General features: G+C 56.5%; 10 protein-coding genes, 1 tRNA gene and 1 riboswitch. Of the genes, 2 read left to right on the top strand and 9 right to left on the bottom strand.

What is annotated here, in order from left to right:
- Positions 1–91: 91 nt before the first annotated feature.
- The 3 genes from AB5Y97_RS18685 to AB5Y97_RS18675 all read right to left on the bottom strand — a co-directional run bounded on the left by AB5Y97_RS18685 (position 92) and on the right by AB5Y97_RS18675 (position 1,325).
- Positions 92–565 carry a hypothetical protein gene (locus AB5Y97_RS18685; RefSeq protein WP_368158707.1) on the bottom strand — a complete coding sequence of 158 codons (474 nt, stop codon included), beginning with the start codon at positions 563–565 and terminating at the stop codon, positions 92–94.
- A gap of 82 nt (positions 566–647) precedes the next feature.
- Positions 648–735: transfer RNA gene (locus tag AB5Y97_RS18680), tRNA-Ser, on the bottom strand.
- A 134-nt stretch (positions 736–869) separates the two neighbouring features.
- Positions 870–1,325, bottom strand: a complete 456-nt coding sequence (locus tag AB5Y97_RS18675; RefSeq protein WP_005337119.1) for a YbjN domain-containing protein — start codon at positions 1,323–1,325, stop codon at positions 870–872.
- 158 nt (positions 1,326–1,483) lie between these two features.
- Between AB5Y97_RS18675 and AB5Y97_RS18670 the strand changes: the two genes are divergently transcribed.
- Entirely contained in the window at positions 1,484–2,821 is a 1,338-nt protein-coding gene (locus AB5Y97_RS18670; protein WP_201946122.1) for a flavohemoglobin expression-modulating QEGLA motif protein, read from the top strand.
- An 80-nt stretch (positions 2,822–2,901) separates the two neighbouring features.
- Here AB5Y97_RS18670 and AB5Y97_RS18665 read toward each other — a convergent pair whose 3' ends face one another.
- Together AB5Y97_RS18665 and AB5Y97_RS18660 are read right to left on the bottom strand one after the other, a co-directional pair.
- Positions 2,902–3,483 (bottom strand): thymidine kinase, encoded by a 582-nt coding sequence (locus AB5Y97_RS18665; protein WP_005337121.1) that lies wholly within the window; start codon positions 3,481–3,483, stop codon positions 2,902–2,904.
- A 91-nt stretch (positions 3,484–3,574) separates the two neighbouring features.
- Positions 3,575–5,155, bottom strand: coding sequence for a Na+/H+ antiporter NhaC family protein (locus AB5Y97_RS18660; protein ID WP_201946120.1), 1,581 nt, complete (start codon positions 5,153–5,155; stop codon positions 3,575–3,577).
- An 88-nt stretch (positions 5,156–5,243) separates the two neighbouring features.
- Positions 5,244–5,415, bottom strand: a riboswitch (Lysine riboswitch).
- Between the two features lie 301 nt (positions 5,416–5,716).
- Between AB5Y97_RS18660 and AB5Y97_RS18655 the strand changes: the two genes are divergently transcribed.
- The gene (locus AB5Y97_RS18655; protein ID WP_005337123.1) at positions 5,717–6,121 is read left to right on the top strand and encodes an H-NS family nucleoid-associated regulatory protein; all 405 of its coding nucleotides are present in this window, start codon (positions 5,717–5,719) and stop codon (positions 6,119–6,121) included.
- A 69-nt stretch (positions 6,122–6,190) separates the two neighbouring features.
- Here AB5Y97_RS18655 and AB5Y97_RS18650 read toward each other — a convergent pair whose 3' ends face one another.
- The 4 genes from AB5Y97_RS18650 to queC form a co-directional block, all read right to left on the bottom strand.
- Complete coding sequence (locus AB5Y97_RS18650; RefSeq protein WP_182963717.1) at positions 6,191–6,766, bottom strand: cob(I)yrinic acid a,c-diamide adenosyltransferase; 576 nt, start codon at positions 6,764–6,766, stop codon at positions 6,191–6,193.
- Positions 6,763–6,993 (bottom strand): DUF3820 family protein, encoded by a 231-nt coding sequence (locus AB5Y97_RS18645; protein WP_182963716.1) that lies wholly within the window; start codon positions 6,991–6,993, stop codon positions 6,763–6,765. The genes AB5Y97_RS18650 and AB5Y97_RS18645 overlap by 4 nt, the downstream gene beginning before the upstream one ends.
- Position 6,994: 1 nt before the next feature.
- Complete coding sequence (queE, locus tag AB5Y97_RS18640) at positions 6,995–7,666, bottom strand: 7-carboxy-7-deazaguanine synthase QueE (RefSeq protein WP_201946118.1); 672 nt, start codon at positions 7,664–7,666, stop codon at positions 6,995–6,997.
- Between the two features lie 61 nt (positions 7,667–7,727).
- On the bottom strand, positions 7,728–8,435 hold the full coding sequence (gene queC / locus AB5Y97_RS18635) for a 7-cyano-7-deazaguanine synthase QueC (protein WP_042013218.1): 708 nt from the start codon (positions 8,433–8,435) through the stop codon (positions 7,728–7,730).
- Positions 8,436–8,451 lie beyond the last annotated feature (16 nt).

Below are 8,451 nucleotides of genomic sequence, written 5' to 3'. Positions count from 1 at the left end.
CACCTCAGTCAGCCCGGCGGAGTTTAACAAGAGGTATTGGAGAACTGCTCAGGCTGCTTGATCCGGGACTGTCCGATCTTGTCAGGACACCTCAGGTTGGGGTCACCTGATCGGCTTTGACCCCTTTGGCCCAGGTGACAAAGGCGTTGATCCGAAGTTGGAGCTGGCCCACGGATTTATGTTGGATCCCCTCACTCGATTTGGCGTCGAGAAACTGTGTCAACGCCTGGGTAAGGGCAATCCCCTTGGCGGGGCAAGTCGAGGACTCGATGGGGGAAGCAATGGATTGGGAGGGCGTAAGAGATGCAGCAAATCCCGCAGCTTTGAAAGCGTCTAGATCGGCGCGGATCCAGCGATAGAAACTGCGGGGTGTAGTATCGGCAGGGGTAGCCGCGATAAGTGCACGAGTACGAGCTGCCACTGCTAGGTTGCGGTCTACGGCGAGCTGACGATCTTTGGTGCAAAGGGAAGTACGGATAGCGAAGGGCAAGCCACGGTCACGTAGTGACTTAGGCAGCGGGAGACGAGTGTAGTAGGTGCCGGAGGCATTTTTACTCAGATACATGATTGTTCCACCCAGTTGATCCAGGAAAAAAATCACGTAAGTCTAGAAATGAAAAACCCGTTGAAATTCAACGGGTTATATTTGGCGGTGAGGGAGGGATTCGAACCCTCGATACGTTGCCGTATACACACTTTCCAGGCGTGCTCCTTCAGCCACTCGGACACCTCACCAAATTTTGGTCTGTGGTTTAACGTGTTCAGCCAACACGGTGTTCGCTGCGCTGTTGCGCTGGAACGGGGCGTAATTTAGGGGAAAGCCCCGCCCGCGTCAACGGCTTTTTTCACCTGGCGAACCGTTCGAACACTTAATGCACAGATTCCGGTGCGACCTGGATTTCCGGCAGGTTGAGGAAGCCGGAACGTTCGCATTCGGCAACCAATTCGTGGGTGGCGGCGATGGTGCTTTGCACGAACAGCAGGAACTGCTCGACGCTGAGTCCGGCCTTGGTAAAGACGGTGTGGCCGACCACCAGCCGCGGCAGGTTGTCATCGATGATATCGAGGAACACCTTGAGGGAGGGGTACTGCATATTGAGTCGGCCCAGTTCGGCAACCAGCGGCAGCATTGCGGAGGGGCGCACTTCCAGCTCGGAGGAGAACAGCAGGCCTTCCTCTTCCACGAAGATCCGGCTCTCCTGAATACCATCGACCGACTGCAAAGAGACAATGTGGATACCGTGACACTGGTCGCAGACATAGTGCTCGATACGAGCCTGTTGCAACCAACGCATTATCATTTCGGAGCTGGGGATATTCATCATTTCCACGACAAGATTGGGATCAAGGGGCGCAGTCTAAACCAATTTGCTATCAACAAAAAGCACGCCAACCCGATAACCCTGCGGCTCGCTTCTTTTTGGCAAGCGCTATGCATATACTCAGCCAAATCCACGATGACGCTTGCCCCACAGGGGGCCCCATGACTATCCAAGAAAAGTATCGCCTTCATCTGAAATCACTCTCGGATGAGCTGCTCACCCTGCAAAAACCCATCCGCATTCTGGATGCCATCAAATGGCCACGCCATCTGCAGGATCGCTTTCTGGCAAGCGGTGGCAGGGAGCTGCCCGCTATCGACAGGCACTTCTATGATGCCCTCCCCCTCGGCTTCGATCCGCGCAACAAGTATCTGGAGCTCAAGGAGCTGCGGGACCGGATCCGCAGAAAACTGGGGCCACAGGACGATCTTGGCCGGATCCTGCAAGAGACGGTCGATCAGTACATGGTGGTGATCGAGATGCTGCGCCAGCGCGGCCAACCCGATTTTCAGCGTTACAGCCAGCTGCTTTATGGCTCTGCCAGCGATCACCTGCGCGGGGATCGCAAGACTCTCAAGGAGCTGGGCGCCCGCCTGTGCGATATCTTCTCCCTGCCCGGCGCGTGCCATCTGGTGCGCCCCTACCCCAAGGAGTTCGAAGGAGAGGCCGCGGTCGCCAAACTGCAGGGCAAGCTGTCGAGCTACTTCAGTGACGGCACTGTGCAGGTGAAGCTGAGCGATGGCATCGTCTCCGACGCCGCTGCCGGTGGCGACTACATCAAGCTCAACTCCCACGCCCGTTTCTCCGAGCTGGACTTGCAGGTGCTGGAGGTACACGAGGGGTGGGTCCATGTCGGCACCACCCTCAACGGTCGCCAGCAGCCCTATGCCACCTGGCTGAGCGCCGGTTCACCGCGGATCACCGCCTGTCAGGAGGGGCTGGCTGTCCTGATAGAGACCCTCACCTTCAGCTCCTTTCCGGATCGGGCCAAGCGCATCTCCGATCGGGTGATGGCCATCGACATGGCCGAGCGCGGCGCCGATTTTATCGAGGTGTTTCAGCATTTCGTGCAGCAGGGCACCAGCGAGCACGACGCCTACAAGATCACCCAGCGGGTCTTTCGTGGCGGCATAGTGGACGGCGGCGCCTGCTTTACCAAGGATCTCTCCTACGTGCGTGGCTATGTGGAGACGGTCAACTTTATCCGCAGCGCCGTGCTGGAAGGGGTGCCCGAGATCCTGCCAATGCTGTTTGTCGGCAAGGTGACACTGGATGACATTCCGGTGCTCTATCAGCACTATCTGGAGGGGCTGATCGCCGCTCCCCGCTATTTGCCGCCGATGTTTCGCGATCTCACCGGGCTCTATGTCTGGTTCGGTTTTGCCTCCGGCATGTCGCTGGTGGATATCGGCCGGGTACAGCACCATTTTCGCCAGCTGTTTCAACGCCTGCCGGTGGCCGACCCCATCATTGCGCCGGTGGATATCGAGATCGACTGAACCACAGCGATAGAAGTTGGGGAAAATAAAAAGGGCGCCAGATTGGCGCCCTGCTCGACGATTCAAATATCGCAGCCGAATTACTTGTAAGCCCGACCTTCGAGATAGTGTTTGCGACAGAGCGACACATAGCGATCGTTGCCGCCGATCTCCACCTGTTCGCCATCACGCATCACCTGACCCGCTTCGTTGACCCGGGAGTTCATGTGAGCCTTGTTGCCACACCAGCAGATGCTCTTCAGCTCTTCAAACTTGTCGGCCAGACAGAGCAGATGGTAGGAGCCCGGGAACAGCTCGCCGCGAAAATCGGTCTTGAGGCCATAGGCCATCACCGGAATATCCTGCTCATCGACGATGCGGGCCAACTGGTAGACCTGCTCACGGGTCAGGAACTGGGCCTCGTCCACGATGAAAACATCGATATGTTTCTTCGCATGGCGCTCTTTCACCATTTCAAACAGATCGCAGCTGTCGCTGAACACGTCCACCTTCAGCTCAAGGCCAACCCGGGCACTGATCACCCCGACCCCAAAACGGTCATCGATGGCTGGCGTCATCGCCAGAGGATGCATGCCCCGCTCCAGATAGTTGAAGTGCGCCTGAATGAGCTGGGTGGATTTGCCTGAATTCATGGTGGCAAATTTGTAGTGCAGTGAAGCCATGATACTGTTCCGAAACTGAATTTATGGGGCGCATGCTAACCAAAGCCCCTGACAAAACCAAGGGGCCCGCGGGCCCCTTGCTCTATAAATGTTACGCGGTGGCCAGCACTGGCCGCGCTTTGGCCTTTTTCAGGTGATAGCCGGTAAAAAGCACGAACCAGAGGGCGCTGATACTGAAACCGGCCAGGCTGGAGTGCATCAAGCCCATCGCCAGGTAACCGATGGCCGCGCCGAAGGCGATGGCCAGTGCATAAGGCAGCTGGGTCATCACGTGATCGATGTGATGGCAGCCGGCACCGGTGGCAGAGAGGATGCTGGTGCTGGAGATGGGTGAGCTGTGATCCCCGAACACCGAGCCAGCCAGTACCGCCGCCAGCATCGGCAGCATCAGGCTGATGTCGCTGGCGGCGGCCATGTCACCGGCCAGCGGCAGCATGATGCCGAAGGTACCCCAGCTGGTACCGGTAGCAAACGCCATGGCACAGGAGAGGATAAAGACCACGGCAGGTAGCACTTCGATCGGCAGGTTACCGTTAGCCAGCGAAGCCAGGTACTTGCCGGTCTCCACGTCGCGTACCACGGCACCGATGGTCCAGGCAAACAGCAGGATGTTGATGGCTGGCAGCATGGCCATGACGCCCTGCGGAGCGGCCTTGATCCAGTTCTTGGCACCCAACTTCAGGCGCATCGCCAGACCGATGGAGACCACCAGACTGCACAGGGCACCGTAGACAAGCGAAGAGCCGACGTTGGTATTTTCGAACGAGCCAAGCACGCTGAAGGGCAGCCCTTTCTCGCTCAGCACCGCAGCACCGGAATCAATCATGAAATAGATGGTGGCGGCGGTCAGGGTCAGGATCGGCAGTACCATGTCGATCATGCCGCCGTTGCTCTCTTCCGGGCTCTCCATATCCAGACCGATGGGGCGGCCCTTGGACTCATCCCACAGCTTGCCTTCCAGCGCCCACGCTTCGTGTTGACGCATCGGGCCGATATCCAGCTGACAGGCGATCACCACCAACACCATGATCAGGGTGAAGACGGCGTAGAGGTTCATCGGGATCATCTCGACAAACGCAGCGATGGGGCTCTGCTCGGTCAGACCGTGGGCCGCCATGATGCCGCCAACCAGGGCGATGATATAAGCCCCCCAGGAGGAGATGGGCATTAGCACGCAGACCGGCGCCGCGGTGGAGTCCAGCAGATAGGCCAATTTGGCACGGGAGATCTGGAAGCGGTCGGTCACCGGACGGCAGATGGCCCCCACCGACAGGCTGTGGAAGAAGTCATCGATAAAGAAGGCAAACACCATCATGCCAGTCAGGGCTTTGGCGCCCTTGCGGGTCTTGGCACAACGCTCGGCCCACTCGGCAAAGGCACGGGTCGCCCCAGAGACGCTCATCAGGCTGATGAGGCCACCCAGCAGCAGCATAAACAGGATCATGTTGACGTTGTCACGATTGAGCGCGCCATCGACCCAGAAGATCTTGAGCACGGTATTCAACATGTAATGCAGGGATTCGAGGGGTGAAAACTGATTGAGCAGCAAACTGCCGGTGACGATGCCCACACCAAGGGACAGCAGCACGCGGCGAGTCATGATCGCCAGCGCGACAGCCAACAGGGGGGGAAGAACGGACCAACCGGAGTCGGCGAAATGACTAATGTCCATGATCTCTTTGCACCTAAAGATTACAGGTGGAGATCTACCGAGAGGATCTAAAGAAACAAAACCTATGGGGAGGTCATACTCCTCAGCCCCTTCAGGTAGCGCTCCATAGTGGATGACTATGGCAGTCCTGCACCTATTAGATGCAGAACCAGCAGCCCGGTATGATGGCCTGGCCACTTCGGCGCTGACTCCTTTCTTTGTGCATCACAGGCATCACCCTCCGCACAAATACTCATAGGCAGCGCGCCTCTACTTAAAGGTATTCGCCGCACATTTTATCGAGATGGCAGCTTATAGCAAGTTTTTTGATTAAATAGTCACGATAAACATATCAAGGTCGAAAAATGGTAGTCAAATGATGCAACAACGCCTGTTTTGACGCTATTTTCACCTACTGCGGTTTCATTGGCATCCAATCACCAAGCCTATTGTGGCCATATTAAATATCTGTATTGATGTTCCCCACGGATATAATATTTAACCCGGCTTGACTTATTTAAATCACCAAGCAAGAATCAGCTGGAACATAATATTTTTCTCTGACTCGACGTGGTAACTCCTATGAATGAATTTTTAAAGGTACTGCTTAATATCCGCAGTCTGCGTGCGACCTGCCGCGAGCTTTCTCTGGAACAACTGGAAGAGGCACTGGAAAAACTCTCTGCGATCGTTGCTGAACGTCAGCAGGATGAAGCTGCCGAGCGTCAGGCCCGTGAAGAGCATCTGCGTAAAATCAACGAATATAGCGAAATGCTGAAAGCCGCCGGTATTGACCCGGCAGAATTGGTAAGCGCTGTCGCGACCAACCCCGGCAAATCAGAAAAAGCCAAGCGGGCGCCACGTCCGGCCAAATATCGCTATCAGGATAATGGCGTAGAGAAAACCTGGACCGGCCAGGGCCGTATGCCTTCGGCTATTGCCAGCGCAGTGGCAGCAGGCAAATCACTGGAAGATTTTGCTATCTGACGGCTCTTGCGTTGCCAATAAAAAACCTCGCCTTGGCGAGGTTTTTTATTGCCGCTTAAACGTGACATATCAGATAGCCGATTGCGGGCGATCTGCTGCCTTGACCCACAGCACTTCACGATCCCCTGCCACGCAGATAAGATAGCGGGCAACGGTAAAGAACCAGTCACTCATCCGGTTCAGATAGGGCAGCACCTCGGGATTGACCCGCTCTTCCCGGCTCAATGTCAGCAGCAAGCGCTCGCAATGACGCACCAGAGTGCGCACCACATGCGCTTGCGCCGCGGCACGGGAACCACCGGGCAATATAAATTGGCGCAGCGGCGGCAATGGCTCACTATAACGATCTATCTGCTGTTCAAGGCGAGTGGTCCAGGCGCCATTAACTTGCCAAATTGATTCATTCTGGGCGTCGCTAGAGAATGCCAACTCGCCCCCCAGATCAAACAACTCCTGTTGCAACAGCTGTAAATCAGCCAATAAGCCGACCTCTTGCGACGGGACGTCACAAATCAGCAAGCCAATATGGGAGTTGAGCTCATCGATATAACCGTAGGTCTCGACCCGCAAATGATCCTTTGGCAACTGGATACCATCGGCCAGCCGGGTCATGCCCTTATCGCCCTGCCTCGTATATATTCTCATACCGACATCCTGTTAATAATGGGAATAATCATGGATTCGAGTCCATTGAGTTTGATTTCGTAAGCCAACGCCAGCGTCTGGCCCAATTTACCCTCCGGAAAACCGCTGCGCGCCATCCACACCAGATAGGGCTCGGGAATATCGATGATACGCCGCCCCTGATATTTACCGTAAGGCATCTTGTTGGTCAGAGTCAGCAGCACCTGTTCGTCGGATAGCCAATCCATATTAATCAATATCCAGATATTTATGAGTCTGGATTGAGAGTCGCCAGTTACGCGCGATACAGGTATCCATCGCCAATTGGGTGGCCCTTGGTTTCTGGCTGATCGGCTGCAAGGCAATGACTACGTCCGGGCGCAGGGTAGCGGTAGCGAGCAGCACATCCAGCTCTTCAATATGGTGCTCGGTGGCCACCGGATGCTTGATCTCGTTGGCCCGTTCCAGCGCCGAGACCAGCACAGGCAGCCCCCCTTTCATGCCAATTTTGGGGGAGACGGTCACCCAGGTCTGCTCATGAGTCTTGATCTCGCTGGTGCCACTGGTTTCAATCTGCACCTGATAACCCGCCGCCAGCAGGGCTGACGAGAGTTCGTGCAGATCGTAGAGGCAGGGTTCCCCACCGGTGATCACCACATGGCGCGCCTGATAACCCAGATCGCCAAAGCTCTTGATAATCTGCGCGCTGCTGAGTTGGCTCCAGCAATCGGATTCGTTGGAACGATCCAGTACCGCCGCCTTACCCACTTCACGAGCCGGATCAACAACCCAGGTATGACGGGTATCGCACCAGGGGCAGCCCACCGGGCAACCCTGCAGGCGAACAAAGATGGCGGGCAGGCCGGTAAAGATGCCCTCCCCCTGGATGGTCTGGAAAATCTCGTTGATTGGGTAGTGCATCTCGATCACGGCTTGTTGCAAAAGTCGCGGATTATACCCCAAGCCACGGCAAGACGCAGGCTCACTCTGCGCTTTTCTCACCCAGCCCGGTTTTCTCAAACAGTCTGGCCATGATGCCCGCCTTGTCGGCCAGATAGTTGTTCAGGCCGCGACTGCGCAGTTCACACGCAGGACACGTGCCGCAACCGTCACCGGCAATGCCGTTGTAGCAGGTCAGGGTCTGCTGGCGCACCGTGTCGAGGTGACCATAGTGATCCGCCAGAGCCCAGGTCTCGGCCTTGTCGAGCCACATCAAGGGAGTTTCAAAACGGATGCCGCGATCCAACCCCAGCGACACCGCCTGATTGAGGGCCTTGACGAACTCGTCACGGCAATCGGGATAGCCGGAGAAGTCGGTCTCGCAGACACCGGTGATCACCGCTTCGGCGCCCACCTGATAGGCATAGATGGAGGCCAGGGTCAGGAACAGGATATTGCGGCCCGGCACGAAGGTGTTGGGCAGCCCGTTATCCTGCAGCTCGCAACTGACAGGAATGTCGTCACGGGTCAGGGCAGAGACCGCCAGCTCATTGAGCAGCGTCACATCCATCACCTTGTGGGCGGCAATCCCCAGTGCACTGCCCAGACGGCGCGCGGTGTCGATCTCTTCCCGATGGCGCTGGCCATAGTCGAAGGTGATGGCGTGCACTTCATCATACTGAGCCAATGCCTGTACCAGACAGGTGGTGCTGTCCTGACCGCCACTGAAAACCACGACTGCTTTTTTCATCTTGATAACTCCTTCA

The sequence above is a fragment of the Aeromonas sp. R10-2 genome (genome assembly GCF_040908445.1).
Taxonomy (GTDB): Bacteria; Pseudomonadota; Gammaproteobacteria; order Enterobacterales; family Aeromonadaceae; genus Aeromonas; species Aeromonas veronii.
The sequence above is the reverse complement of the archived record's forward strand: the minus strand, read 5'-3'. Positions and strand labels throughout refer to the sequence as shown.

Bases quoted from the DNA above. Each gene is read 5' to 3' on its own strand.
- AB5Y97_RS18645 (WP_182963716.1), bottom strand. From the start codon at position 6,993: ATGGATTGGCTATCCGACGAACAGGTGCTGCTGACTCTGACCAACAAG.
- AB5Y97_RS18685 (WP_368158707.1), bottom strand. From the start codon at position 565: ATGTATCTGAGTAAAAATGCCTCCGGCACCTACTACACTCGTCTCCCG.
- queC (WP_042013218.1), bottom strand. From the start codon at position 8,435: ATGAAAAAAGCAGTCGTGGTTTTCAGTGGCGGTCAGGACAGCACCACC.
- AB5Y97_RS18670 (WP_201946122.1), top strand. From the start codon at position 1,484: ATGACTATCCAAGAAAAGTATCGCCTTCATCTGAAATCACTCTCGGAT.
- queE (WP_201946118.1), bottom strand. From the start codon at position 7,666: ATGCACTACCCAATCAACGAGATTTTCCAGACCATCCAGGGGGAGGGC.
- AB5Y97_RS18660 (WP_201946120.1), bottom strand. From the start codon at position 5,155: ATGGACATTAGTCATTTCGCCGACTCCGGTTGGTCCGTTCTTCCCCCC.
- AB5Y97_RS18675 (WP_005337119.1), bottom strand. From the start codon at position 1,325: ATGATGAATATCCCCAGCTCCGAAATGATAATGCGTTGGTTGCAACAG.
- AB5Y97_RS18655 (WP_005337123.1), top strand. From the start codon at position 5,717: ATGAATGAATTTTTAAAGGTACTGCTTAATATCCGCAGTCTGCGTGCG.
- AB5Y97_RS18650 (WP_182963717.1), bottom strand. From the start codon at position 6,766: ATGAGAATATATACGAGGCAGGGCGATAAGGGCATGACCCGGCTGGCC.
- AB5Y97_RS18665 (WP_005337121.1), bottom strand. From the start codon at position 3,483: ATGGCTTCACTGCACTACAAATTTGCCACCATGAATTCAGGCAAATCC.